Below are 26,260 nucleotides of genomic sequence, written 5' to 3'. Positions count from 1 at the left end.
CAATAACCATGAAACGAATCAATTTAATCGTATTTTACCTGTCGATGATTCAGGTTGCCTTTTCCCAGCCTTTGTCCAAACAAATATTTTTGACACCTGGGGGCAATGATTCTGAATCTTACCTGTCGTTTACTTTCAACGGCATGTGGAACATGGATTCCAGTCCACGGGCAATTCATTATGAAGGTAACCATCAACGGACATATAGCGGATGGATTGATAATTATGGAGACATACATGTTGCCTGTTATGATCATAAAACCGGAGATATACAATCGAAAACTTTACATGACAGCTTACAAATAAATGATCGTTATGCGCCTGCTTTAACTTTTGATAAGCATGGGAGGCTAATCGTCTTTTTTTCTCAACCTGGAGGAACAGCCATTTCCATGATCAGGGCAAACAGCCACGAAGAGATAAGCGAATGGTCGGATTTAAAAGTAATTCGTGTACCGGGGGATAAAATGGATAGCGCCGATCAGAAGAAAGATCACTATATTTCAATTATCCCGGTCATGCTGCCTCAGGAGAATGGAAGAATTTACGTTTTTATCAGTGGAACAATCGGAAAGTCGGGTTATTCGTATTCTGACGATGATGGGGAGACCTGGTCAGGATTCCAATGGTTTTTTGATTATGGGGGAAAAAGCGAAAACTGGAAAACCGATCTGAAATTACACTCAAATGGCAAGGATAAAGTCCATCTTCTTTTTACCCACGAATCGCCCAATAATAAAGGGCGTAATTTCATGAATTACTTGTATTATCAAGGTGGCCATTTCTTTACAATCCACGGGCAACAAGTTAAAAAACTGCCGATCAATCCGGATAAGCTGGACATCGTTTACGATGCGATAAAAAATAACGAAATTGCCGTAGAAGGTTGTGATATTGCACAAGATGACCATGGAAGCCCGGTAATTGCGTATATGAATTTCCCCAATGATTCGACTCACGTTTATTCCTATGCGCGGTGGAATGGTAAAATATGGGCAAAATCTAATTTATTAATTACCCAAGGATTTCTGCCCCCTGTGGATGAAGGTTCATTCCATCCGTGTAAATATTATTCCGGAGGAATCAGTATCGACCATGAATCTCCAAACACCGTCTATTTTTCGGTAAAACGTGACAGTATTTTTGAAATTGACAAGTGGTCGACCCCAGACTTAGGAGCATCCTGGGAAATTGCAAAGATCACCAATGGATCCACCAAAGATAACATTAGGCCGTGCCCGGTCCTGAATGCAAAAGATGGGAATCCATTGCAAGTATTGTGGATGCAGAACACCAATTACGGAGGCAGTAAAGGTAAACAAGAGCCGGAAAACCTTCCGGATAATTTTAAAGACAGGTTTCACTCATCGATCAAGATGAACCTGGTTTCTCCACTGGTGAAGAGTACTTTGAAAAAAGGCTCTGTTGCCAGTATTATGAGACGTGTGGCCGATTGGCAATTGGCTAATCCTATCTATGACCTGAAGAATATCGATTGGCATTATGGTACCTTTTATGTCGGGTTAAGAGCTTTGTATGAAGTAAACCATGACGACAAGTATAAAGACGAACTGATCAATATTGGCCAGTCAAAGAGGTGGCATACTATGGATGAATATCTTCATGCCGATCAGTTACTAATTATTGATTCATGGGCGTGGCTGTATCAATTGGACAAAAGTCCAATCAGGATTGATCATGCAAAAAAGGTAGTTGACTATAACCTGGAAGTTGCCTCGCAAGAAAAAACCGATGTTCGTTTTGATAAAAACCGAGACCGTTTTAAGTGGTGGTCATGGTGTGATGCCCTTTTTATGGCGCCCCCTTCATTTGCCCACATGTGGAAAGTGACCGGTGAAATAAAATATTTAGAATATTTGGATGCTCAGTGGTGGAAAACTTCTGACTATTTATATTCAAAAGACGATTCCCTGTACTATCGGGACGACCGGTATTTTGAGGAGAGATCTGCAAATAACAGAAAAATATTTTGGGCAAGAGGAAATGGATGGGTCGTTGCTGGTTTAGCACGGGTTTTATCGTTGATGCCCGGGGATTATCGAAATAGAAAGGCATTTGAACAGCAATACAGGGAAATGGCTGAAAAATTAATCAGGCTTCAGGGAGATGATGGGCTGTGGAGGGTGAGCCTGTTGGACCCAGAATATTTAAATATTGGGGAATCCAGCAGTAGCGCGTTGATTACCTATGCCCTTGCGTGGGGGATCAATAACGGGTTATTAGGGAAAAAATACCAGGTAAATGTTGAAAAGGCATGGTCTGCTCTTTGTCGCAATGTTAATCAGAATGGCCGGCTTGGATACGTACAGCAAGTGGCAGGTTCTCCTTATCCTTTTTTTGAGTATCAATGGCATGTATATGCCTCCGGAGCATTTCTTTTAGCTGGAAAGGAAATGATTACTTTAGAAAATGAATAGCAAAATCTGATTTTACAGTGGAGTTTTAAACGATTGGGCATAACTCAAATTTAATAATTGCCCGCTTTTTTATAACTTAAAAAATAAAACTTATGAATAAATGTATAGTTTTTATCCTTTTATCAATGCTCGCCTTCGAGGTAAATGCGCAGTTACCAGCGTTTTTTAAGGACGATTCGCTCCTTAAGACCCGATCGACCAAAATCGTGAGGAAATATCTTTCGCCCCAAAGGATTGTGTGGACTTCAGATAAGTCAGGTAATCAAGTAAAAAATGCCAATGCCATTTTAAATCCCGGTAATGGCCAACCTGAATTAATCAAAGGGGAATACCTCAAATTGGTTAGTCACGGGGATTCGTATCCTGGTATTTTACTTGACTTTGGCAGAGAGATTCACGGAGGGCTTTCGATAATTACATCGATTGGAAATGATAAACAAATGGGAAGGGTGCGTATTCGTTTTGGTGAATCGGTAAGCGAGGCAATGAGTGATATAGGCCAAAATAATGCGACGAACGACCATGCTATGCGCGATTTTGTTATTTCTATGCCCTGGCTGGGAGGTATTGAGGTTGGGAACACGGGATTTCGCTTTGTTCGGATCGATTTGATCGACCCGGACAAAAGCATTGAGATAAAAGAAATCAGCGCCTCCTTTTCATACCTGGACATACCTTACCTCGGATCATTCATCTCCAGCGATGAACGATTAAATAGTATATGGATGACAGGGGCTTATACCGTTCATTTAAACATGCAGGACTATTTGTGGGACGGCATCAAGCGTGATCGTTTAGTCTGGATTGGAGATATGCACCCTGAAGTAATGACAATTAATTCAGTATTTGGGTTCAATGAAGTTGTGCCTAAAAGTCTTGATTTGATCCGGGACCAGACCCCGCTTCCTGACTGGATGAATACCATTAGCTCATACTCAATATGGTGGATACTCATCCAGCATGACTGGTTTTATTACCAGGGTGATTTAAAATATCTTAAGGAGCAACAAAAGTATCTGGCAGCTTTGTTACATCAGTTGTCAACTAAAATAGATTCGGACGGAAAAGAGATGCTCGATGGCTTGCGGTTTCTTGATTGGCCATCAAGCGTAAACCAAGCCGCCATTCATGCCGGTTTGCAGTCGCTGATGGTAATGGCTTTTCAAAATGGATTGGATCTGTGCCGTTTTTTGGGTGATACTGAAACAACTGAGCTTTGTCAATCGTCGCTTGAAAAGCTCCGCAAGCATATACCAAACATGGCCGGATCAAAGCAAGCGGCGGCCTTGCTTGCGCTTTCGGGACTCGTATCTCCTGAAAAATCAAACTCGGAACTCTTGTCGAAGAACGGGGTACATAATATGTCAACCTTCTATGGGTATTATATGCTGAAAGCACGGGCATTGGACGGTGATTATCAGGGCGCTTTGGATAATATCCGGGAATATTGGGGAGGAATGCTCGACCTCGGGGCTACTACATTCTGGGAAGATTTTAATATTGATTGGATGAAAAATGCCGGACGGATCGATGAACTGGTTCCTGAAGGAAAAGCCGACATTCACGGAGATTTTGGGGATTATTGCTATAAAGGATTCCGACATAGCTTATGCCACGGTTGGGCATCAGGGCCCACCAGTTGGCTATCACAATATGTGTTGGGAATTGAGGTGTTGGAACCAGGCTGTAAAACAATCCGGATTAAACCGAATTTAGGGGATTTGAAATGGGTAAGAGGAACATTTCCAACTCCATATGGGATATTATCTGTTTCCCATCAACGAATGGACGATGGCCAAGTAAAAACATCTTACCAGGCCCCCAAAGAAATAAACGTATTATTAGAAAAGTAATTTATAGTGTTAATCAATATTTGGTTGACCGATGCAGTGAATTGGCAATTTGACTGCTCATTTAGACATGCCTTTTGCGCTTTCAGACATTGACGGGCACATCACCTCCTTTTAATATTGTACATTTAAAAAACCTTAGAAAAATCTTAGAAAAATGATAAATAAGCGATCAACAAAAATAGATTACTTGAAGGTGTTCCTGTTGATGCTATGTATTACAGGCATAGGGTCAACTTTGTCAAGTTTCATTTTCAAAATGCCTAAACCCGCTCAGGAATCTACCGAAAGGAATAATGGAAAAGTAAATAATCAGGAATACAATCATTTTGCGCACACGGATGACAATGTTGCTTTATACAAGAACCCTAATCTACCAATCGAACAAAGGGTAGACGACTTGCTTTCGCGCATGACGCTGAAAGAAAAAGTTGGGCAGATGAACATGCCCTGCGGATATAAAAAGGGCATTGGGTGGGGCGTAGAAGTAGGTATGGAATGCATTTTCAGGCTGTTTACGCCTGAAGAGCGGGCCAAACAAATGGAAGGGTGCAGAAAACTTGCCCGTGGAAACCACAACGATGAAATAGGACCGATAGGTGGCTTTTTTACCATTGCTGACAGGATTGTTTATGAAGGCACACAAAAACAAGCCGAATTTTTTAACGAACTCCAAAAAATAGCCGTAGAAGAAACCCGTTTGGGAATCCCACTGCTGAACACCGAGGAAGGGACACACGGCTTTATGTGCGCGGGAGGCACTGTTTTCCCCGAAGGCCTGGCCATTGCCAGTACCTGGAACATGGAAATGGTAAAAAATATTTACAGTGTAGTGGCCAAAGAAGGAAGGGGCACTGGCGCCCATATGCTTTCCACGCTGGTAATTGAACCAAACAGAGACCCGAGAATGGGCCGGAACCAGGAAGGATATTCAGAAGATCCTTACATGTGCTCTGAAATTGCCAGGAATATTGTAGAAGCAATACAAGGATACGATATTTCCAAAAATGATAAAGCCGTAACCGTATTTACAGCATATCCCGGGCAAAGCGAACCAGCCAGCGGGCTTGAAAGAGGAGCCATGGAAATCTCCGAGAGAAAACTACGACAGGTGTTCTTGCCCCCTTGGGTTACCGCCATAAAAGAAGGCGGGGCCCTTTCAGTAATGGCCCAATACCCTGCGGTTGACGATGTGGTAACGCATGGTTCTGAATTCCTGCTAAAAAAAGTGCTTCGTGAAGAAATGGGTTTTGAGGGAGTAGTATTAAGCGAAGGTGACGGCATAAGCACCATACGGGGCGAATACATGGCGAAAACGCAGAAAAAGGCGGGCCAGATAGCCGTAATGGCTGGTGTTGATGTGGGTATTTCGCTTGAAGAAGCTTACATGGGCGCTCTTGTTAAAAGTGTTGAGGAAGGCGAAGTCCCAATGAGCGCCATAGATAACGCAGTACGGCATATCCTGAAACTGAAATTCAAACTGGGCTTGTTCGAAAACCCGTATGTCGACCCCGCTTTTGCCACAAAAATTGTCCACAGCAAAGAACACATTGACCTTGCACTGCAAGCCGCCAGAGAAGGGATTGTACTGCTAAAAAACAATAAGAGCATTTTGCCACTGAAAAAAAATATGGGTTCCATTGCTGTGATCGGCCCGAACGCAGATGCCCCCATGAACCAGTTGGGCGATTATATCCCGCAGGTTATACCACAGCACATTGTTACACCTCTGGAAGGTATCAGGAATAAAGTTTCTCCCGGAACAAAAATTACCTATGTAAAAGGCTGCGATATTATGGGCGACAAATTAAACGAGATCGACAAAGCCGTGAAAGCCGCGAAAAGCGCCGATATTGCCATTGTGGTAGTCGGGGAATCCGGAAATGAAACCAATGGAGAAGGCAGAGACATGGCCAGCCTGGATTTGACCGGCCTACAGGAAAACCTGCTCGAAGCCGTACATGCCACGGGAACGCCCACCATTCTTGTGCTAATAAATGGCAGGCCTTTATCAGTTCGATGGGCTGCCGAAAATTCTCCGGCCATAGTAGAAGCCTGGATGTGCGGAGAGCAGGGCGGCAATGCAATTGCAGAAGTGCTTTTTGGCGATTATAATCCCAGTGGGCGGCTCCCCGTTTCGGTGCCGCGCCATTCCGGTCAGCTACCGGTATATTACAACCATTCCAAAAGCAAATGGGAACAATACAAGGACATGTCGGCGCTCCCCCTGTACGAATTCGGGTACGGGCTGAGCTACACAACATTTGAATACAGTAACCTTAAAATTCAACCGCAGCAATTACTCTCAGGAGGGGAAACAGAAATAGCCCTCGACGTAAAAAATACCGGTACCCGCAGTGGGGAAGAGGTCGTACAACTATACACCAGTGATGTTTTAAGCAGTGTTACCACACCCATCAAAGAACTTAAACGTTTCAAAAAACTAAAACTTGAACCGGGAGAAAAACAAACGGTAACTTTCAGGCTTCTTCCCAAAGACCTGGCACTTCTTAACGGGGATATGCACTGGGTAGTAGAGCCGGGAACTTTCCGCGTGATGGTGGGAAGCTCGTCAGAAGATATTCGGCTGAAAGGAGAATTTGAAGTGAAGGAATAAAATAGCTATTTAACCTTATATAAAACTTTTAAAACGATGAAAACCAACTACAAAAAACTATTTGGAAATTTACCCCTGATAAGTATTTTTCTTGTTGTTTTTTTTATGAGTTCATCTTCAATTGCTCCTGTTGAAGTTCGCGTGGCAGAATTCGGTGCGGTGCCCGGAGACGGCAAAGATGACTCAAAATCGATCATGGCTGCTATTGAACATGCAAAGACGAAAGGCATACATTCAGTACGTTTTGATGCCGGTGTTTATGAGTTCAAAGGGCTCTCCGGCTGGGAAGATTCAGAAAGAGGGAAAAGCACCTGCTATATTTCATTGCACGATGTTTCCGATTTGGAATTAACCGGTGAAGTTGATGGTCAGGGTAACCCGGCGACATTCTGGGTGAAGGACAACGACCTTAAGGAAGGACAGCCAGCGATGCTATCTGTTGAACGTGGTTCCAATCTTACCATGCGTAATATTGCCGTTGACCTGGCGCCTTATTATTATTCGGCTGGCAAAGTTATTTCAATAAATGGAGACGCCGTCACTATCGAAGTGCTTCAAGGTCATCCGGTTGTCGATGGACAAAAAGCTTATATCATGGGGCTGTATGATTTTGAAGCACGTAAAGCGAAGATTGTTCGTCTAACCTGGGATTCCAATCTCCCTCAATGGTACGTTTCGGGGAACAAAAATAGCAGGAATATGACGATGAACTTTAAAGCGCTGGCACAGTCGTGCCAGGTGGGCGATGGGGTCTTCTGGTTCCAGGGAAATTATACCGGGTCGATACTTAGTTTCAGGGGCATCAATGGCCTTTTATTGGAAAATGTACATGTTTTGAATGGACATGGGTTTCCTATTACCAACAACTTTTGCCACAATATTACCTACCGTAAGGTAAGTATTAAACCTGAAGGAAACCGGATAGCCACTGTATGTCGCGATGGGTTCAAAATCCATTGTGCTTCTGGAAAAGTGCTGATGGATGGGATACATATCGAAGGATGCTTGGGAGACGATGGGCAAAACATACATGGGGACTGGCTTGCGGTGGCACAAAAGAAATCTGACAAGCAACTACTAGTTCATGCTGGCAGGACCATTTTGACGTCCGGCAAGGAAGTGGTTTTGCTCGATGATCAGTTCCATCCAGCCTGGCGCTCGAGGGTTGTAGATTGTGTCCCTGATGACAGGGATATGCTGATAACCTTTGCTGATCCGGTTCCGGAGTGGGTCCATGAAAAAACCCCGGTAGAACCGCAGGAATGGCTGCCGGATTCATTCCACATCACAAACTCTGTTTATCGGAGTACAGGCAGGTTCGGCGTATTACTGAAATCATCCAACACATTGATCGAGAATAGTTTGTTTGAAAATAACGTTGCAGGAATCCACATAGGCGGAGAATGGAGCTGGGGCTATTGGCTCGAGTCTACCAATCCACAGCATGTTGAAATAAGGAATTGCACGTTTAGGGACAACCATCTAGAAATGCGTTTTGCCGGACAAAGGATGGATATGGCAATCAGTATTGCCAGTTGGACCAATCCGGATAAATTAGGGAAGCCTTCTGAAGTCCTGTCGGGTCTAATGCGTGATATCCGTATCCATGACAACCTATTCGAAAATGAATCGATTTGTGTCAGTCTGAAGAATTGCAGTGACGTCTGGTTCTGGAACAACACGATTAAAAATTGTGAAACGGACTTGCTTATTGATGGAAAAACGACTGAAAATATCAACCGTTCCGCTAAATAATGAACTCAAGAGCGGTGGTCAATAAAAATTGGATTACCGAAGAGGGTTCAATAGACATTTAAACAGTTTCTTAGGATCATGAGAAAAAAGATAGAAGTAGTACATGCCGGTTCATTGTCCACACGCGATACAGTTATATCCATAATAATCATTGCCTTATTGTTTTTTATTTTCGGGTTTACAACCTGGATCAACGCGATATTGATACCGTATTTTAAAATTTCGTGCGAACTGAATAATGCCCTGTCGTTATTGGTCGCCTTTGCTTTTTACATCGCCTATTTTGTCATGTCCATACCAGCAGCACACTTGTTGGAGAAAGTTGGTTTTAAAAAGGGGATCATGATCGGTTTCTGGATCATGGCCCTTGGCGCCCTGATTTTTGTGCCTGCCGCGCTGACCCGTACTTATTGGATATTCCTTTTGGGTCTCTTCTCCATTGGAACAGGCCTGTCTATATTGCAGCCAGCAGGCAACACTTACATCACCATGATCGGCTCGAAAGAAAGGGCTGCACAGCGGATGAGTATCATGGGCGTATGTAATAAATCTGCGGGAATCATTGCCCCGTTATTATTGGCTGCTGCAATCCTCCGTCCGACCGACACCGAGCTATTCAAACAGTTGCCACTCATGGACGAAGTAACAAGAAATGCTGCCCTGGATGAGTTGGTTCGACGAGTGATTGTTCCTTATTCGGTTATGGCAGTTATCCTTTTCGGACTAGGCCTGATGATCAGGTATTCCATCCTGCCTGAAATAGATACCAATACTGAAAATCCTGCTGTTGCTGGTGCAAATTCAAGTAAGACCAGCATTGTTCAATTTCCGCATCTTATATTGGGAGGAGTGGCCATATTTCTCCATGTAGGATCGCAGGTTGTCGGGATCAACACCATCATTGGTTATGCCCAATCGTTGGGTTTACCATTATTGGAAGCAAAAGTCTTCCCGTCGTATATCTTGGGCATCACGATGTTTGGGTTTTTATCGGGCATTGTGCTCATTCCAAAATTTATTAACCATCTCCGTGTACTGCGTATCTGTACTACATCGGCCGCAGTGCTAACCCTGTTGTTTTTCGTCGCACACGGGCAGGTAAATTTCCTTGACCATACTACAGACCTATCAATATGGGTTTTGGTGATTTTAGGCCTTTCCAATTCATTGATGTATTCTACGATCTGGCCTTTGGCGCTCAACGGATTGGGGCGGTTTACAAAAATGGGGGGATCGATCCTGGTTATGGGATTAAGCGGAAGCGCTATAGTACCGCTTATCTACGGGTATTTTGCTGACCTTTACAATCCCCGTGCTGCATACTGGGTGCTCTTGCCATGTTATATTTACCTGATTTATTACGCCTGGTACGGCTATCGAATCAAGCGCTGGTCGTTGAAAGAAACAGTATTGGCATAAAACGTAAAACTTAAGAAAATTATGGGTTCGGATAATAGCTTGTTGAAGATATATAACGGTCGGGTTGTAGTTCCGTCAGGTATTATTAAAAATGCCACGGTTATTATACGTGAAGGTAATATTGAAACGGTTGCTGAAGGTGACCTTGAGGTAGCAGGAGCAACCGGGATCGATGCAAAAGGTCAATATATTGCGCCTGGGTTGGTTGATATCCAGATCAATGGCTTTTTAGGCATCGATTTCTCTGATCAGGAAATAACCATCGACGACCTTCGGAAGGCAACAAAAGCGCTGTGGAGGGTTGGGGTTACCACTTTTCTTCCTACAGTAATTACGAATTCACAGGCAAGTCTGAAAAAGAGTTTTTCGCTGCTTTCGGTAATCTTTGATGATCAGGAAACCGGAAAGTCAATGCCTGGCTTCCACCTGGAGGGACCTTACATTTCGCCTGTTCAGGGGTACCGGGGCGCACACCTGGAAAAGTATATCCGGCAACCCGATTGGGACGAGTTTGCGGAACTGCAAAAAGCTGCCCGTGGCCGCATCAAACTGATAACCATGGCTCCGGAAGTGAATGGGGCCATTGCGTTTATTGAAAAATGCGCCGAAATTGGAGTGGTGGTGGCTTTGGGGCACCACAACGGTTCGACCAAAGACATTCAACAGGCTGCCGAATCCGGGGCATCAATGGCGACCCACCTTGGAAACGGATGTGCCAATATGATTGACAGGCACAATAACCCGATCTGGCCGCAATTGGCCGACGACAGGATTGCCATATCCATTATTGCCGACGGGTTTCACCTGAACAAAGAAGAAGTGCAGTGCTTTTATAAAATGAAGGGACTGGATAAAACCATCCTGGTGTCGGACGCTTTGGATCTTGCCGGCCTTCCGCCCGGCGAATACACCCGTGTGGAAAGGGTCGTTGTTTTGACGCCAGACGTGGTCAAATTCCCGGCAGAAAATGTGCTGGCCGGAGCCGCAAGCCCTCTGGTGTCCTGCGTTTCGAACATGATGAAATTTACGGGTTGTAGCCTGGAGAATGCCATTCAGATGGCAACTGTCAATCCGGCAAGGTTGGTTGGGTTGAAGGATATTGGAGAAATAAAACAAGGCAAACGCGCCGACCTGATCCTGTTCACCATTGAGGACGGCAGGATTGTGATTCAGAAAACATTATTGGCAGGTGAGGAAGTATATTCAAATAATCAATAACCAACTATCAAATTATGGAAATAGTAATTTCAGAAACCAAGCAGGAACTTGGTCAAAAAGCAGCCCAACGGGGCGCTGAATTAATCAGGAAAGCTATCCTTGAAAGAGGCGAAGCAAATATCATTGTCGCCACGGGGGCATCCCAGTTCGAGATGCTCGGCGAACTGGTCAAAGAAGATATTGACTGGTCAGTGGTGACCGGCTTTCATCTGGATGAATACATCGGGATACCTGAAACGCACCCTGCATCGTTCCGCAAATATCTGAAAGAACGGTTCGTGGATATTGTTTCCCCGAAAGAATTTATTTACGTGAATGGCAGTGTCAATCCGTATGAAGAATGTGCCCGCCTGGGCGAGCTGATCGGAAAACACCCGATTGATGTGGCTTTTGTGGGTATTGGCGAAAACAGCCACTTAGCGTTTAACGATCCGCCTGCCGATTTTGAAACCGACAAGGCTTACCTTGTTGTCAATCTGGACGAAGATTGTCGCCGCCAGCAAATGGGCGAAGGCTGGTTCCCGACTATCGACGATGTTCCCCAACAAGCTATCAGCATGTCGATCAAACAGATCATGAAATCGGGCGCCATCATTTGCAGCGTTCCCGATGCCCGTAAGGCAAAGGCAGTATTCAATACCATTTACGGCGAAATTTCACCGGCAACTCCGGCAAGTATCATGCGTAACCACCCACAAGCTTTCTTGTTTCTTGATTTACCTGCTGCTTCGGAAATCCGGGAAAGAATGTCGTGATTGTTTTATGGTGTTTTGTGCCACTTTGGTGATTGGCATGAAAGTAAACAGTGATAAGTAAGTTACACGCTATTAAATTGAAAAACCAATCGTATGGGAAAAATTAATAAGCTGAGATTGCCCATCCTATTTGCAGCCTTGGTTTTAAGTTTGTCCATTGGGCAAAATCTGTACAGCGAAATAAGGACGGACCCAGTTAGAAATAGAGCCAATAATTGTATGAAAGCAATAGAAGCACAGGATGATGGAAAGAAACTTGTTGTAAAAAAGATTGACACTGGTAAAAACACCTCATTGAAAGAGGCTCGTTTTCTTCTCGAGGCACAAACTCAGGAGCATACTGTGGATGTATTAAACTGGGATGTTTTCAATTACCGGCCAAAGGTAGGGTTTCGAATTGGCCATACAGGTACCGAAATTTGGTTGGAATATTACGTTTCTGAAAAATCGATCAGGGGCGTAGTGGCTCGAACAAATGGGAGTGTCCATGAGGATAGTTGTGTAGAGTTTTTTTTGTCGCTTGATCACGTGAATTACTACAATTTTGAGATCAATTGTATTGGCACCAAACATGTGGCATATGGGCCGGACCGGAATAATAGAAAAAATATTGATCCCAAAATACTTGATGCAGTTCGGGTTGATCCTTCGTTGGGAAACCAACCATTTGAAGAAAGGACGGGGTCGTATAATTGGAAACTCTTGGTTATCATTCCAGTTTCGTGTTTTGTTTACAGCGATATAAAAAAGCTGGATGGGGTGAAAGCCACTGCAAATTTTTATAAATGCGGCGATAAAACTTCCCCTCCACATTATCTTTCCTGGAATCCGGTACACACAAAAACTCCTGACTACCATCGCCCTGAATATTTTGGTCAAATTTATTTTGATTAAAATGAATATCCTTTTGAATACCTGGCTCTGAAAGCCTGCCCGCCGCAGGCAGGCTTCCGGGACAACGATTGGGCATACAACCGGATATTCATTTTGATTGATTTTTACTGGCCTGTAAAATTGGATGAAAGTTGGAATTCATGTGGAGTAACCCCTTCAATTTTTTTAAATACTTTGCTGAAGTGGTAGCGGTTGTTAAACCCGCATTTTAGGAATGTCTCTGAAATGGAATTTTTTTGTAAGAGTTTTTTCGAACGGTCAATTCGGGCACGACTTAGGTATTCATGAAAAGATATACCATAAATCTCTTTAAATTTGTGCGTAACAAATGATATGCTCATCCCGATAAATTCAGCGGCCGAATTTACATCAATAGGTTTGTCCAGGTTTTCTTCCACATATTTTCTGAGGTAATATTCAGGCTTTGCCTTCTTAAGTTCAACGAGTTTGTTTTTGAGGATTATATCGGCAAATTGCTGGAAAAGCGCTGAAATCAATATAAGTTTCTCCTTTTCAATAAAGATCATGGAATTGTAACTTTTTTCGATATCCGCAATCCGGGAATGTTCATGGAGGGAACACTCATCAGCAATTACTTTAAAATCCTTTTCTGCTCTTACCTGGCCGAAATGTAGATATCCGATCAAATAGTTGTCGATGAGCAGCGGGAGGTACATTTCGTATAATCCATTGTAACACCGGTATAGCAGTGGCTCTTTCTTTTTATTTGCCTCCTTAAATTTATCACGGTCGCAGGCAATACATTTGTGTTTTAGTTCTAACTGGATTAGCTTACAAAAATCTTGATAGTCGCCATTATTGCCTGCAATTTCATTGGTATATTGTTCTTCGTTGATGGCATAAATAAGAGATGCCCTAATTGAAAACAGGTTTGAAAGCAAATCCATCATCATCTTTATTTCAGCGACTTCAATTGATAATTCTTCCTTATATACTTCCATGATCCATTTTTTATATATACAACATTGCATCGCTATTAGCCATTACAAAAATATAAATATATCTTATCTAATTGCCTATTTGGATATGTCATTTGCGTTTCCAGACATTGTCCGCCTTTGGCTTAACGCTTATCATTGTATCATAAAATTAATAGCTTAATTGTCGGTTTTTATGAATTACCATCAATTGAAATTGTATTGAAATCAGAAATAATATAAATTTTAAAAAGGGAGGTTATTATGCCAGGTCCGGGAGCTTATTGGTATGGAGAAGAAGAAAAAGATGCAGTAATGGAAGTCATGGAAAGTGGTTACCTTTTCCGCTACGGAAGTGAAAACGATCCTAAATTTTTGCACAAAGTTTCAACGTTGGAAAGTGAATTTGCCAGCTACTGCGGGGCAAACCACGCTTTGGCAACATCATCGGGAACTTCTTCGCTGCTTGTTTCGCTAATTGCATTAGATCTGAAACCAGGCGACGAAGTAATCGTTCCGGCTTATACATTTGTTGCAACCTATTCCACATGTATTTTCGCAGGTCTGGTACCTGTTTTAACTGAAATTGATGAAAGTCTTTCAATGGATCCTGAGGACATTGAACACAGGATTACTCCACGGACAAAAGCCATTATTCCGGTTCACATGCTCGGGAACCCATGTAATATGGACAGAATTATGGAGATTGCCCGCAAACATAACCTGAAGGTTCTTGAGGACAGTTGCCAAGCCACAGGCGCTTCATACAAAGGAAGAAAAGTGGGTACAATCGGTGACATAGGGGCTTTCTCGCTGAATGTTTTCAAGACAATCAACAGTGGTGACGGCGGGTTGGTGGTTACCAATGACCAAAAACTTTACGAAACAGCATTTGGCGTTCATGACCAGGGGCACAAACCCAACCGTTTCGGGGTTGAAGTAGGCGCCCGTAGTGTGCTTGGTTTAAATTTTCGAATGAATGAAATTACAGGCGCTGCCGGTTTGGCTCAGTTGAGGAAACTTGACCAGATTGTTGCCGTGTTGCGAGAGAAAAAGAACAAACTGAAAAGCCTGATTTCCGGGGCTGAAGGGTTCAAATTCCGCGTGCTAAACGATCCGGAAGGGGATGCGGCAACCCTTTGTACCATAGTTTTTGATACACGGGAACTGGCCGTGAAAGTGTCAAAAGCATTGGGTTCCAAAACCATCGATCAGAGCGGATGGCACGTATATGCAAATATGGAACATGTTTTGGGGCATCTGAAAGAAGTTGGACAGCCTCATACAAAAGGTTCGTACCCAAAAACCGATGATATTTTAAGCCGTTCCATGAATATTAGTATTGGGGTTGTTGACGGTGGCCTTGGAGCAGGCTGGGGAATCAACATCAACTCAACTGATGCTGAAATTGAGGCCGCGGCTAAACAATTCACAGAAGTTTGCAAGTAGAGGTAATGTAGATTTGGGTTAATATTGAAAAAAGGTTCATCGGGGGATAGATGGCTGTTAAATGCCACCTTATCTTCCGTTGAAATTAATTTTAAAAGGCTATCGTGCGCAAATTGACGCAAATGGAACATCTTTGAAAAAATAGCCTACTTAATAAATTAAACCAGGAAGAAATGTTAAAAAGAGAAATACGCGTTGCCTTAATCGGCCACCAGTTTATGGGAATAGCGCACTCCAATGCATTTAAAAATGCGGAAATGTGGGCAGGAACCCCGGCCAAGATTGTTATGAAATGCCTGTGCGCTAAAGACTCACCCGAAAATTTACAGATATTTGCCGATAAATTTGGTTGGGAAGAAATTGAAACCGACTGGCGCAAAGTTGTTACCCGTGATGACATTGATTTAATCAGCATTGCCACACCCAATTTTCTGCATAAAGAAATTGCTCTTGAAGCCGCAAAAAACGGGAAGCACGTGCTTTGTGAAAAACCCCTGGCCAATAACCTTGCAGATGCCCGGGAAATGTTGGATGCCGTAAAACGAGCAGGTGTCAAACATTGTTGTGGCTATTCATACCGTTTCACACCGTCACTGGCGTTGGCAAGGCAATTGGTTCAGGAAGGCCGCATCGGACGCATTTACCATGTATTTGTTCGCTATGCGCAAGACTGGATCACGAACCCAAATTTTGCCATGGTCTGGCGTTTCGATAAAAAGATCGCAGGCTCAGGGCCTTTAGGCGACCTGAGCGCCCATTCAGTTGATGCAACCCGTTTTATAACAGGTTTGAATTTTAAGGAAGTGAGTGGCAACCTGCAAACACTGATCAAGGAACGCCCGGTGGATGGCAATAATCCCAATGGGCCCAAAGGAATGGTGACCGTTGACGATGTAGCCCAATTTTTGGTTAATTTCGAAGGCGGAGCTACCGGGTGCTTTGAATCGACCCGTTTGGCTACCGGCCGTAAAAATTACAACACGATTGAAATCAACGGTGAAAAAGGTTCGATTTTCTGGAATTTTGAAGATCAGAATTACCTGATGTTCTACGATAACACACAAGGGCCACAGGAAGCCGGGTTCAGAAAAATTAATGCCACACATGATGTTCACCCGTACAATGGCGGATGGTGGCCCCAGGGACATGGCATTGGCTACGCTGATTCATTTGTGATTGAAGTAGCAGAATTTATTCGCTCAATTGTGGACAATACTCCGTTTAGTCCGAGCTTTGAAGATGGCGTAAAAAGCCAGGAAGTACTTGAAGCTGTTGAGCGGTCAGTCGAAAATCGAAGTTGGGCGGAAGTGAAGTAGTATTTAATCTAAAAGAACTAAAATGACTGCTGCAAACTCAAACTCCGAAGTAAAACTCAAACGAGTCCTATCGCTAAGCGACCTGGTTATTTACGGAATTATCCTGATCCAGCCGGTTGCGGCTTTGCCCTTGTTTGGCCATGCCAACAATATTTCAAAAGGGCACGCGGTGACCACAATTCTTGTGGCTATGGTGGCCATGATTTTTACAGCAATCAGTTACGGAAGAATGGCAAACCGTTACCCGGCAGCAGGTTCGGCCTACACCTATGTTGGAAGAAGCATTAATCCTTACCTGGGTTTTATCGCTGGCTGGTCAATGTTTATGGATTATATGTTTATCCCGATCCTCTGCGTTATTTTCACCAGTATAACGGCCAATCACCTGATGCCTTTTATTCCATATTATTTCTGGATATTCTTTTTTGTTATTGGGTTTACGGCTTTGAACCTGAGGGGGATCATAGTGGCAGCCAGGGCAAACTGGATTTTGATGATTGTTATGAGCGTGGTCGTTTTCTATTTCATGGCTGCCGCTATTCGTTTTGTTTTTTTAAAAGAAGGCTTAGGTGGATTGTTTTCCTCGCGTCCCTTTTATAATCCTGAAACCTTCTCATTTGGTGCCATTGGTCCGGCGACGGCTTTGGCAGCTTTAACTTATATTGGTTTTGACGGATTGACGACCCTTTCCGAAGAAGTAAAAAATCCAAGACGTAATGTGTTGATCGCGGCAGTAATGACTTGCCTGATCACGGGAATATGGAGTGGAGCGCAGGTTTACCTGGCCCAAATTTCATGGCCCGATTGGACTTCATTCACCAATGGACTGACTGATGATGCTGCTCGTAATAACGCATTGGATACGGCAATAATGTCGGTGGCCCACAGGGCTGGCGGGCCTTTATTGGATGGATTACTGTCGGCAATCCTGTTGGTGGGAAGCGTGGGTTCGGGCATAACGGGACAATTGGGTGCAGGCCGGTTGCTTTACGGGATGGGTCGGGACAACGTGATCCCTAAAAAGATATTTGGCCATTTGGGAAAGAAAACAGCCGTACCCAGTTATAATGTTCTTTTTGTAGGTGGATTGGCCTTGTTTGGCGCCTTGCTGCTCAATTATGAAGAATGCGCGCGACTGATAAATTTTGGCGCTTTCTTCGCTTTTATGGGAGTAAATATTGCCTCCATGCGTGAATATTATTTCAAGGCAGACGTCAAGACAGCAAAAGGCTTTTTTCAGGACTTCCTTCCTCCGGCTATCGGGTTTGTGATCTGCCTGATCATTTGGCTGAACCTTCCTTTAAATACCTTCCTAATTGGTGGGGGGTGGATGCTGATTGGGACTATTTACCTAACCATAAGAACCAAAGGTTTTCGAAAGGCAACGGTGATGATGGATTTCACGCAGGCTTGAAATCCAGAATTAAGTTTTACATAAATTTTTAACTATGAAATTATGAGTTCAACCGTCCCCCGTCTTCAGGTAGTTGATGCCTTGCGAGGTTTTGCCATCGTGTCGATTATATTGTTGCATAATATTGAACATTATGATTTATATTACCTTCCTTCGAATTTGCCAAATTGGATCCGAACATTCGACAGTGGAATATGGAAAAGCCTGTTTTTCTTATTTAGTGGAAAATCATATGCTATCTTCTCTTTGCTTTTTGGATTAACATTCTTTATCCAGTCAAATAACCAAGAAATAAAAGGAAAAGATTTCAGAGCGAGATTTGTGTGGAGACTATTCCTGTTGTTTATTTTTGGCCTTATTAATTCGGCATTTTATCAGGGAGATATTCTTACTGATTATGCTGTCATCGGACTCTTTTTGATTCCTGTAGCCAGACTTAATGATAAAGCCGTATTTTGGATCGCACTAGTTTTAATGTTTCAGCCTTATGAATGGATTAATTTTATTTTAGCGGTTCAAAATCCGGATATCAAAATAGTTGATCCGGCTTCATGGTTTTATTTTGATAAAATGGGCGAATATATTACAGGCAATTCATTGATAGAAACATGGATAGGGAATCTGACTAATGGAAAAACTGCCGTTTTTTACTGGACATGGGAAAACGGGAGGATATTTCAGACTTTATCATTATTTATGCTCGGAATGTTGGCTGGCCGCAAATCGGTATTTGTCGCTTCTATTGAAAGTAAACGTTTTTGGTTCAGAACTATAATTATTTCTTTTATGTTATTTCTTCTGTTGTTTACTGTTAAAGAAGGATTAAATAGTTGGATTAGTAACAAAGCTATTCGAAGTCCAATAGTGACTATTGAAACTTCGTGGACAAATATGGCATTTATGCTGGTAATGGTTTCTGGTTTCGTATTGCTTTTTCAAACTGATTTTTTTTATAAATTATTAAACAGTTTTTCATCTATTGGTCGCATGAGTTTGTCGAACTATATTATGATGTCTATAATTGGTTCCTTTATTTATTATGGATTTGGATTGGGCTTATATCAATATGCCGGAGCAACTTATTCATTATTTATCGGTATTTTATTAGCAATGCTGGAGGGTTTCTTTAGTTCTTGTTGGATCAATCGTTTTAATCACGGACCTCTTGAAACCATTTGGCATAAAATGACTTGGATTGGCTCCACATAAACCTATTAATACTATGAGAATGAAATTCACTTTCAACAAGCAATATATTACATTTGAGGCATGTTGTATTGCAACATACCATTCTGCTTTATAGTCATAACAGGAAGCTGATTAAGATTGTCTTCTTATAGCATCATATCGCAATCAATACTTCTTGAATAACTCATAGAATCAAAATATACAAAAACCGTTAAAATGAAAAAGTGTGTAATTTTTGATATGGACGGGGTAATTATTGACAGTGAACCGATTCATCAGAAATGTGAGAGAAAGATGTTTCAATTATTAGGAATCAATGTCTCCGAGGATGAGCATAATGCATTTATGGGAACAACGGACGAAACATGGTGGTCCTGGCTTGGAAGCAAGTATGATTTACCAATCAAAATACCGGAAGTCATTCAACTTAAAAAAAAGCTTTATATGGAATACCTGAGACAGGAAGTTCACATTCAGCCAATTCCCTATGTTTCAGAATTAATTTCAGATTTACATAAAAATAATTTTTTATTGGCACTGGCATCGTCTTCACCACACGAACAAATTGATTATATCCTTTCCTGTTTTGAACTCAAAAAATATTTCCATTTGACAATAAGTGGAGAAAATGTTGAAAAAGGGAAACCAAGTCCCGAAATATTTCTGAAAGTATCTGAGAGATTACAAGTCCCTCCAGAGTTATGTATTGTAATTGAAGATTCATTTAATGGCGTTTCTGCTGCAAAAAGTGCAAATATGAAATGTATTGGCTATATGAATCCAAATTCAGGCAATCAGGATTTAAGCAAGGCTGATATTCTAATTAATTCTTTTAATGGACTTCCAGTAGATGTAATTTATAATCTGACCATTTCCAGTTTTTAAAGTTCACAATTTAGTGCAAGTGTTAACTTTTCATCATCCGGAATATTTCTGGTTGGAGACGAAAGACAAAATCAATTTCGTCAAATGAAATTCTGTATTTTTCTTCTCGCAAAATTCTTTCATTATTGATAACGTTGTTCATTAGTTACAAAGCGCACAAATACACTTTACTTAAAATTAAATTATAGGTCATAAAGAGATCATAAACCTAGAGCGTTGAAAGTTAAACTATGGGTACGGTTGAGATAAGAAACTGTTTCTAAGAGAATTTTAACTTTTACAAACACATTAAAAATCAGTTATGACTGGTAAGTACATTATATATGGTTTAGCTTATGAGTGCCCATTTTTTACAAGAAAAGATAATTGCCTCCTGACAGAGATTGATTCTCTATCATTCAAAGAAAAAGTAGATTGAATAAATGGGTTAGATGATTTAATGAAAAGATCAATCTTGGAGCGACATTTAATCTGTTCCCAAATTAGAGAAAATCGAAATAATTCATTGATTGGTGATGATTATAAATGAATAAATGAGCTGGTTAGGTTTAGTTTGTGGTCAGTCTTCCTCGAACTAATTGAAGAGGAAGGTTTCCCGGGGGTATCAACATACCCCCGGGATTAAACTTTATATTTTGGTTTTTCAACAACCTTATAATTTAGGATATAAATTTAAATTTAGAAATGTGGATAATAGTAAAAGCTGAACTGTTATAGAATTTGATAGGTGTGATGAAAATTATAACTGGCCATAAAATGTCTATTTATTAACTGTTCTAATTTTAAGCCATGAAAACGATTAGTAAAATTATTATGGATTTGGAAAATGGACTGTTCGGATTAAAAGAGGTATTAGAGAAGGTTTCTAAGCGAACGGCTTTTGCCTCCTCTCTAATGGAGTATGAAGCAAAAATCCGATCAGAAGATTACCGATATTTCGTTGACCGTAAGGAAATGATAGCTTTTTGAGATGAAACTCTTCAGTTACCTGTTGATGAAAATGATCCAATATGGCTAAAAATACTCCTGAAAAATTGTCGAAAGCTAAAAGACAATTTAATGAAAATCGACAATAGCGAAAGCAATGATTTATTCGATTAAAATTTCACCATGATCGCCAAAATAAAAGTAAAGGAAATATTGATTGGTAAAAATAGAACTAAGACGTATAGAAATAACCTATGATTGAATATATAGCCAACCTAAAAAAAGAGGTTGATGCAAAAATTGAACTGATAGAATCTTCTGAGGAGAACATATTAAAAAGGTCATTGGCTGGTTCCCAGGTTCTCGGAGAGGCATTCAATCGATTGAAGGTGTTCGTTTTGGCTTACACTTTTAAAGATGAAGAAGAGGAAATTATATTTTTTAAAGATATTAAGCCGAAGTTCTGTTATCGATTGATTTATTACCGTAAAATTTATAACATAGAGATGAACAGGCCAATGGCAGGTGTTGACGCTCAAAAAGTATATTTGAACAAAGAGCTGAATGCAATTAATAGGTATACAACAAAACGATTAGATTTTATACGTTACTACCGTTCAGGATCCACTCATTTGGATTCCTTGTATTTTTTAAGAGGCAAATTGTTCACGGAGCAGTACTTGGAAACATTTTATTACGAACTTGATCCAGTTTTTTGCACCATCTGTGATTTCAAGGTTGCAAAAATATTGGCGAATGATATGCTCTTACCATACTTGATGCAGGAATTGGAATTACTAGATAACAGTACCTCAAAACTTGGTTCTTTCTATTTTCCATCAACTAAACTAACATGGAAAGGGACTAAAACAGAACTGATGGAGCAACTCTATTCCTGGGACACTGCCAGTACCTTTGGAAACGTGCCACTCACGCAACTATCCGATTACATTCAGAACGTTTTCAATATTCGACTCGATAAGAACCTGTCACGTGCATTTAGTGATATGAAGATTCGCACGAACCCTACTCCTTTTCTCGATAAACTAAAAAATGCCTTACTACGGCGTATGGGCAGGAATCAATAAATACAGAGTTCGGTATTACTCTGTATTTAATCAATTTGACATCCAATTTTACTGTCGATTCCAGATGAAATCAAGTTATAACCTTCATATTCCCATAATACCGAGTATTCCACAACTACTACATACTTTCTTCTTACTTAAGTTGATTTGTAAATAGTTGTAATTAAGCTCATAAAAATAATTTCAAGAAAATCCACACCGACTTCCATATCAGCAATCCCTATTTTGCTGAAGTTTGCTGCTAATCAGTAAGTTATTTTTATGGAAGTCATAACAGTTGAATCGAAGGCATACAAAGAACTGGTTGCAAAGATCAATACGATTGCCCAGTTTGTCGCAGAATACCAGTCTGTCAACGCGATTAATCCTGAAGAGGAGTGGATAGATAGTTTTGAGGTCTGTTCATTTTTGAATATCAGCCAACGCACATTACAACGGCTGCGCTCCAAAGGCGCTATCACCTATTCTGTCATAGCGGGGAAAACATACTACACCATCGCTGAAATCAAACGGATGCTAAATGAAAGGCGAATCCGAAGTAGCGAAGAAGCCATGCAAAACCTGATCACCAATCACCAGCGATATGTTGAGCAAAGACGAGTTGCTAAGGCGAACAAATAATGGTCTGGATGTTTTCAGATATTATATTCCCGGCCAATGGAGGGTTGGACGGAACTTTCTGAATCCATTTTACGACGACCACAAGGCATCCTGCAATGTATTCTTTGATCGTAAAAATGGATGTTATCGGATTAAAGATTTTGGTAATGATGATTTTAGTGGCGATTGCTTCTTTTTGGTTGGTAAACTTAAAGACCTGGATTGTGAAAATTCAAATGAATTTGTCAAGATTTTACAGACAATCAATCGTGATCTGAATTTGGGTTTGAGTGAAAACGATATTCCATATTTAACACCTACTTCGCCAGTTACAAACCTTGGTCAGAGACTGGACCCAGTTGCTGAACTGAAAAAAACAAAACCCTTCAGTGTTAATCAGCAGAGCTTTTCTTCCAAAGAGCTTTTGTTTTGGAAACAATATGGCATTCCAGCGGAGATTTTGAAACTCTATAAAGTGATTTCCCTGAAGGAATTCCAAAGTGAAAACAATGATGGTAAACCCTTTTCTTTCAAATCTTCAGAACTGGAACCCATATTCGGTTATTGGGGAAAACGTTACGTCAAAATCTATCGGCCTTTTTCAGAAATCCGATTTTTGTATGGTGGTAATTTTGGTGAGAACTATTGTTTTGGATTGGAACAATTACCGATTAAAGGGGACACATTATTCATTACCGGGGGAGAGAAAGACGTTTTATCGCTCTCAACCCGTGGGTTTCATGCCATATGCTTCAATAGCGAGACTTCTGCGATTCCCGATACGATTATCCGGAAGCTGACTCACCGGTTCAAACACATTGTTCTGTTATATGATGTTGACAAAACAGGTTTGGATTCCTCCAGAAAACATCAACAGCAATTATCAGAATTCGGGGTTAAGCGCCTTATTTTACCGCTTTCGGGCAGTAAAGACGATAAGGATGTATCCGATTATTTCAAAGCCGGAAATACCCGTGAAAATTTCGTTCAATTATTTCTCGAATTTTTAGACACCTTATATAGCGAGACGATGGCTATTTTAAAACCATGTGAAGTCGATTTCGGAAATCCCCCCGTTAAATCAGAAATGATCATCTCGATCAACGATGTTCCCATAGGAACACAAGGCAATTTGCTCGGTATTACAGGAGGTGAAGGAACCGGGAAAAGCAATTATGTTGGTAGTCTGATTGCTGGTGTTATCAGGGAACAAGATAAGATTGATACTTTGGGAACAAGTATTCTGGCCAATGCAGAAAACAAAGCTGTCTTACTTTATGATACCGAACAATCAGAGATTCAGCTATACAAAAATATTTCCAATATTCTGAAACGTAGCAAGCAGGATTCTATGCCATCCTGTTTCAAAGCCTACTCCCTAACCAGCATGTCGCGTAAAGAAAGACTTCAGGCCATAATACAAAGCATGGATAAGTTTTACTACCAATTCGGTGGTATTGCTGTGGTAGCAATTGATGGGATCGCTGATCTGGTCCGTTGTGCCAACGATGAAGCTGAAAGTGTCGCTGTTATCGATGAACTATACAGGTTGGCAGGAATATACAAAACCTGCATTATTGGTGTATTGCATTTTGTTCCCAATGGCTTGAAATTACGCGGACACCTGGGATCAGAACTTCAACGTAAGGCCGCAGCCATTCTATCCATCGAGCGGGACGACGATCCAATGGTATCGGTGGTTAAAGCCCTGAAGGTTCGGGACGGAAGTCCGTTGGATGTACCGCTGATCCAGTTTGCCTGGGATAAAAAAGTCGGAATGCACACTTACATTGGGGAGAAACCAAAGGAAGAAAAGGAAAAACGAAAGAGAAATGAACTTGTAAGTGTTGCCCGTTCTATTTTCAGCAAACAACGATACTGTACTTATGTGGATTTGTGTGTACAAATCCAGACCAATTTAGATGTGAAGGAACGTACCGCGAAGAGCTATATCAAATTCATGCGGGATAATCAACTTATTCTGAAAGATGCGTCCAACGCCAGTTATTTCATAATCGGACATATATAAAATTCATGACTATGTTTATAGATAAAAACCTTTTTGAAGCGTGGATGGAACGAATTATGGATCGGTTTGATATGATGGAAAGCCGCATCAATCAAAAAGAAAAACCACGACACAAATTAAATGGCGAATTGCTGATGGACAACCAGGATTTGTGCTTTATGCTGAAAGTAAGTAAGCGAACATTGCAGCGCTACCGCAGTTCCGGAAAGCTCCCTTTTAAACGGATAGAGCAAAAAACGTATTATCTGGAATCTGATGTCCATTTATTCATCCGGAACCACTTTGAAGGTGATGTTACTAAAAGTAAAAAGTAACGTTGGTGTGTTTTGAAAGGTCGGTTATAATGTTCGCCTGCAACACTCTTTGCGTTTTCGTTCCACCGACCGAAACTTCACGCCACGCTGTCGCCTGGCGTGAAGTTTCGGGGTGTCACTTTCACCGCAAAGAAAGTCTCGGCGAAAGAAACAAAAAGCAAGAGTACTTACCCTGGCCGTACACTTGCGAACGATTCCAGCGTGCTGTTAAAGCACGCTTTTTATACATTCTGTTTCCACTCGCATGCTTCCCTTTGGCAAGTATTGCAGCCAATGTCGGCATTTGTTGTCATGCGGCAAAGGTGCTTGCGGGTTTTCACGGGCAGTCAGGTTCATGCCTTCGGTTTTGCAAAAAATCTTCCTCTTTCCCCTACGGGCGAGCGTATTTGTTCGCAAAAAACCTGACAACCCTAAACCCTGCATCCTTAATTGCCGATGAAACAAAATCCCCGCCCCGGCCGACTACACATATAAAAAAAGTCAACATGATGAAAAACAGCAAACATATAACGAAAGAAAAACTCACTCGCTTCTCGAAACTGCATATAGCTTGGGTTGGCGCAAAATGGCTAATGCTAATTGGATTGCTCCTGGCATTAATTTGGACTGTAGTGAATAGCGGTGCAGGCATATTCCTTGTTGCTACTGTATTTTTCTTGCTTATCCGATTATTAGTCAGTTTGACGTTCAGGTTGATGGTCACTATTGTTTACATCATCCTGTTGCTGTTGATTTTAGGTTTAATCATCTTATAAAACAAAAAATATGAAAGAGTTCGAAGTAAAAACACGCTTTGTTTTTAATGGCATTTTCAAGGTAAAAGCACTCAACGGGCAACAAGCCGAAGAATTTGTACAAACGCATTGCGGATTGGTTATGGGCGGCGACATTCATTCTTCGCTGCCTGGTGAAGATATTGATTGGGATTTCCCAGTGCACCCTGAAAAGCAAATCAGGTCAATAAAAGAAATATCAAACAAGTAGAATCATGGAATCAATAAGATTACCTCCATACTGACAGAAATAGGTTTCTTCTGTTGCACAATCATTAGAAGAATGCCGCGGCAGCCAGATGAATGGTTGCTTAATATGACCTGAAGACAGTTTTACAGTCTGATCCTTTTCTCAAAAGTCTGTAGTGAGGAAGAAGTATAAAAAATAATGAA

General features: G+C 41.5%; 21 protein-coding genes. 20 read left to right on the top strand and 1 reads right to left on the bottom strand.

Going from position 1 to position 26,260, the window contains the following annotated elements; genetic code table 11:
- The first annotated feature begins 8 nt into the window (after positions 1 to 8).
- From AQPE_RS01435 to AQPE_RS01400, 8 genes are all read left to right on the top strand, one after another.
- Entirely contained in the window at positions 9 to 2,438 is a 2,430-nt protein-coding gene (locus AQPE_RS01435) for a glycoside hydrolase family 88 protein (protein WP_318349259.1), read from the top strand.
- A gap of 92 nt (positions 2,439 to 2,530) precedes the next feature.
- Positions 2,531 to 4,291, top strand: a complete 1,761-nt coding sequence (locus AQPE_RS01430; RefSeq protein WP_318349258.1) for an alpha-L-rhamnosidase-related protein — start codon at positions 2,531 to 2,533, stop codon at positions 4,289 to 4,291.
- Positions 4,292 to 4,547: 256 nt separating this feature from the next.
- Entirely contained in the window at positions 4,548 to 6,905 is a 2,358-nt protein-coding gene (locus AQPE_RS01425; protein ID WP_318349257.1) for a glycoside hydrolase family 3 C-terminal domain-containing protein, read from the top strand.
- A 36-nt stretch (positions 6,906 to 6,941) separates the two neighbouring features.
- Positions 6,942 to 8,660, top strand: a complete 1,719-nt coding sequence (locus AQPE_RS01420; protein ID WP_318349256.1) for a right-handed parallel beta-helix repeat-containing protein — start codon at positions 6,942 to 6,944, stop codon at positions 8,658 to 8,660.
- A 78-nt stretch (positions 8,661 to 8,738) separates the two neighbouring features.
- A complete protein-coding gene (locus tag AQPE_RS01415; RefSeq protein WP_318349255.1) occupies positions 8,739 to 10,079 on the top strand; it encodes a sugar MFS transporter in 1,341 nt (446 codons plus the stop codon).
- Positions 10,080 to 10,100: 21 nt separating this feature from the next.
- Positions 10,101 to 11,297 carry an N-acetylglucosamine-6-phosphate deacetylase gene (gene nagA, locus AQPE_RS01410; protein WP_318349254.1) on the top strand — a complete coding sequence of 399 codons (1,197 nt, stop codon included), beginning with the start codon at positions 10,101 to 10,103 and terminating at the stop codon, positions 11,295 to 11,297.
- 14 nt (positions 11,298 to 11,311) lie between these two features.
- Positions 11,312 to 12,052, top strand: coding sequence for a glucosamine-6-phosphate deaminase (locus tag AQPE_RS01405; RefSeq protein WP_318349253.1), 741 nt, complete (start codon positions 11,312 to 11,314; stop codon positions 12,050 to 12,052).
- A gap of 219 nt (positions 12,053 to 12,271) precedes the next feature.
- Positions 12,272 to 12,946, top strand: coding sequence for a carbohydrate-binding family 9-like protein (locus tag AQPE_RS01400; protein ID WP_318349252.1), 675 nt, complete (start codon positions 12,272 to 12,274; stop codon positions 12,944 to 12,946).
- Between the two features lie 104 nt (positions 12,947 to 13,050).
- On the opposite strand, the gene AQPE_RS01395 is transcribed toward AQPE_RS01400, so the two are convergent.
- Positions 13,051 to 13,908, bottom strand: coding sequence for a PocR ligand-binding domain-containing protein (locus AQPE_RS01395; protein WP_318349251.1), 858 nt, complete (start codon positions 13,906 to 13,908; stop codon positions 13,051 to 13,053).
- Between the two features lie 240 nt (positions 13,909 to 14,148).
- Here AQPE_RS01395 and AQPE_RS01390 point away from each other — a divergent pair, with 240 nt between their 5' ends.
- The 12 genes from AQPE_RS01390 to AQPE_RS01335 all read left to right on the top strand — a co-directional run bounded on the left by AQPE_RS01390 (position 14,149) and on the right by AQPE_RS01335 (position 26,078).
- Positions 14,149 to 15,333 carry a DegT/DnrJ/EryC1/StrS family aminotransferase gene (locus tag AQPE_RS01390; RefSeq protein ID WP_318349250.1) on the top strand — a complete coding sequence of 395 codons (1,185 nt, stop codon included), beginning with the start codon at positions 14,149 to 14,151 and terminating at the stop codon, positions 15,331 to 15,333.
- A gap of 173 nt (positions 15,334 to 15,506) precedes the next feature.
- The gene (locus AQPE_RS01385; protein WP_318349249.1) at positions 15,507 to 16,649 is read left to right on the top strand and encodes a Gfo/Idh/MocA family protein; all 1,143 of its coding nucleotides are present in this window, start codon (positions 15,507 to 15,509) and stop codon (positions 16,647 to 16,649) included.
- Between the two features lie 22 nt (positions 16,650 to 16,671).
- A complete protein-coding gene (locus tag AQPE_RS01380) occupies positions 16,672 to 18,063 on the top strand; it encodes an APC family permease (protein WP_318349248.1) in 1,392 nt (463 codons plus the stop codon).
- Positions 18,064 to 18,105: 42 nt separating this feature from the next.
- Positions 18,106 to 19,272 carry a DUF418 domain-containing protein gene (locus tag AQPE_RS01375; protein ID WP_318349247.1) on the top strand — a complete coding sequence of 389 codons (1,167 nt, stop codon included), beginning with the start codon at positions 18,106 to 18,108 and terminating at the stop codon, positions 19,270 to 19,272.
- A gap of 195 nt (positions 19,273 to 19,467) precedes the next feature.
- A complete protein-coding gene (locus AQPE_RS01370) occupies positions 19,468 to 20,136 on the top strand; it encodes an HAD family hydrolase (protein ID WP_318349246.1) in 669 nt (222 codons plus the stop codon).
- Between the two features lie 789 nt (positions 20,137 to 20,925).
- Entirely contained in the window at positions 20,926 to 21,105 is a 180-nt protein-coding gene (locus tag AQPE_RS01365; RefSeq protein ID WP_318349245.1) for a hypothetical protein, read from the top strand.
- A gap of 212 nt (positions 21,106 to 21,317) precedes the next feature.
- A complete protein-coding gene (locus AQPE_RS01360) occupies positions 21,318 to 22,151 on the top strand; it encodes an RteC domain-containing protein (RefSeq protein ID WP_318349244.1) in 834 nt (277 codons plus the stop codon).
- Positions 22,152 to 22,412: 261 nt separating this feature from the next.
- The gene (locus AQPE_RS01355; RefSeq protein ID WP_318349243.1) at positions 22,413 to 22,772 is read left to right on the top strand and encodes a helix-turn-helix domain-containing protein; all 360 of its coding nucleotides are present in this window, start codon (positions 22,413 to 22,415) and stop codon (positions 22,770 to 22,772) included.
- Positions 22,735 to 24,780 carry a toprim domain-containing protein gene (locus AQPE_RS01350; protein ID WP_318349242.1) on the top strand — a complete coding sequence of 682 codons (2,046 nt, stop codon included), beginning with the start codon at positions 22,735 to 22,737 and terminating at the stop codon, positions 24,778 to 24,780. The genes AQPE_RS01355 and AQPE_RS01350 overlap by 38 nt, the downstream gene beginning before the upstream one ends.
- An 11-nt stretch (positions 24,781 to 24,791) precedes the next feature.
- Positions 24,792 to 25,094, top strand: coding sequence for a helix-turn-helix domain-containing protein (locus tag AQPE_RS01345; protein ID WP_318349241.1), 303 nt, complete (start codon positions 24,792 to 24,794; stop codon positions 25,092 to 25,094).
- Between the two features lie 29 nt (positions 25,095 to 25,123).
- Complete coding sequence (locus AQPE_RS01340; protein ID WP_318349240.1) at positions 25,124 to 25,849, top strand: hypothetical protein; 726 nt, start codon at positions 25,124 to 25,126, stop codon at positions 25,847 to 25,849.
- 10 nt (positions 25,850 to 25,859) lie between these two features.
- Positions 25,860 to 26,078: a hypothetical protein gene (locus tag AQPE_RS01335; RefSeq protein WP_318349239.1), complete on the top strand. Its 219-nt coding sequence runs from the start codon at positions 25,860 to 25,862 to the stop codon at positions 26,076 to 26,078.
- The last annotated feature ends 182 nt before the right edge of the window (positions 26,079 to 26,260 follow it).

The sequence above is a fragment of the Aquipluma nitroreducens genome, assembly GCF_009689585.1.
Lineage (GTDB): Bacteria > Bacteroidota > Bacteroidia > Bacteroidales > Prolixibacteraceae > Aquipluma > Aquipluma nitroreducens.
Note: the sequence above shows the minus strand (reverse complement) of the source record. Positions and strands in the feature narration are given on the sequence as shown.

Coding starts and splice junctions, on each gene's coding strand:
- AQPE_RS01435 (WP_318349259.1), top strand. CDS start 9: ATGAAACGAATCAATTTAATCGTATTTTACCTGTCGATGATTCAGGTT.
- AQPE_RS01430 (WP_318349258.1), top strand. CDS start 2,531: ATGAATAAATGTATAGTTTTTATCCTTTTATCAATGCTCGCCTTCGAG.
- AQPE_RS01425 (WP_318349257.1), top strand. CDS start 4,548: ATGCCTAAACCCGCTCAGGAATCTACCGAAAGGAATAATGGAAAAGTA.
- AQPE_RS01420 (WP_318349256.1), top strand. CDS start 6,942: ATGAAAACCAACTACAAAAAACTATTTGGAAATTTACCCCTGATAAGT.
- AQPE_RS01415 (WP_318349255.1), top strand. CDS start 8,739: ATGAGAAAAAAGATAGAAGTAGTACATGCCGGTTCATTGTCCACACGC.
- nagA (WP_318349254.1), top strand. CDS start 10,101: ATGGGTTCGGATAATAGCTTGTTGAAGATATATAACGGTCGGGTTGTA.
- AQPE_RS01405 (WP_318349253.1), top strand. CDS start 11,312: ATGGAAATAGTAATTTCAGAAACCAAGCAGGAACTTGGTCAAAAAGCA.
- AQPE_RS01400 (WP_318349252.1), top strand. CDS start 12,272: ATGAAAGCAATAGAAGCACAGGATGATGGAAAGAAACTTGTTGTAAAA.
- AQPE_RS01395 (WP_318349251.1), bottom strand. CDS start 13,908: ATGGAAGTATATAAGGAAGAATTATCAATTGAAGTCGCTGAAATAAAG.
- AQPE_RS01390 (WP_318349250.1), top strand. CDS start 14,149: ATGCCAGGTCCGGGAGCTTATTGGTATGGAGAAGAAGAAAAAGATGCA.
- AQPE_RS01385 (WP_318349249.1), top strand. CDS start 15,507: ATGTTAAAAAGAGAAATACGCGTTGCCTTAATCGGCCACCAGTTTATG.
- AQPE_RS01380 (WP_318349248.1), top strand. CDS start 16,672: ATGACTGCTGCAAACTCAAACTCCGAAGTAAAACTCAAACGAGTCCTA.
- AQPE_RS01375 (WP_318349247.1), top strand. CDS start 18,106: ATGAGTTCAACCGTCCCCCGTCTTCAGGTAGTTGATGCCTTGCGAGGT.
- AQPE_RS01370 (WP_318349246.1), top strand. CDS start 19,468: ATGAAAAAGTGTGTAATTTTTGATATGGACGGGGTAATTATTGACAGT.
- AQPE_RS01365 (WP_318349245.1), top strand. CDS start 20,926: ATGAAAACGATTAGTAAAATTATTATGGATTTGGAAAATGGACTGTTC.
- AQPE_RS01360 (WP_318349244.1), top strand. CDS start 21,318: ATGATTGAATATATAGCCAACCTAAAAAAAGAGGTTGATGCAAAAATT.
- AQPE_RS01355 (WP_318349243.1), top strand. CDS start 22,413: ATGGAAGTCATAACAGTTGAATCGAAGGCATACAAAGAACTGGTTGCA.
- AQPE_RS01350 (WP_318349242.1), top strand. CDS start 22,735: ATGTTGAGCAAAGACGAGTTGCTAAGGCGAACAAATAATGGTCTGGAT.
- AQPE_RS01345 (WP_318349241.1), top strand. CDS start 24,792: ATGTTTATAGATAAAAACCTTTTTGAAGCGTGGATGGAACGAATTATG.
- AQPE_RS01340 (WP_318349240.1), top strand. CDS start 25,124: ATGTTCGCCTGCAACACTCTTTGCGTTTTCGTTCCACCGACCGAAACT.
- AQPE_RS01335 (WP_318349239.1), top strand. CDS start 25,860: ATGAAAGAGTTCGAAGTAAAAACACGCTTTGTTTTTAATGGCATTTTC.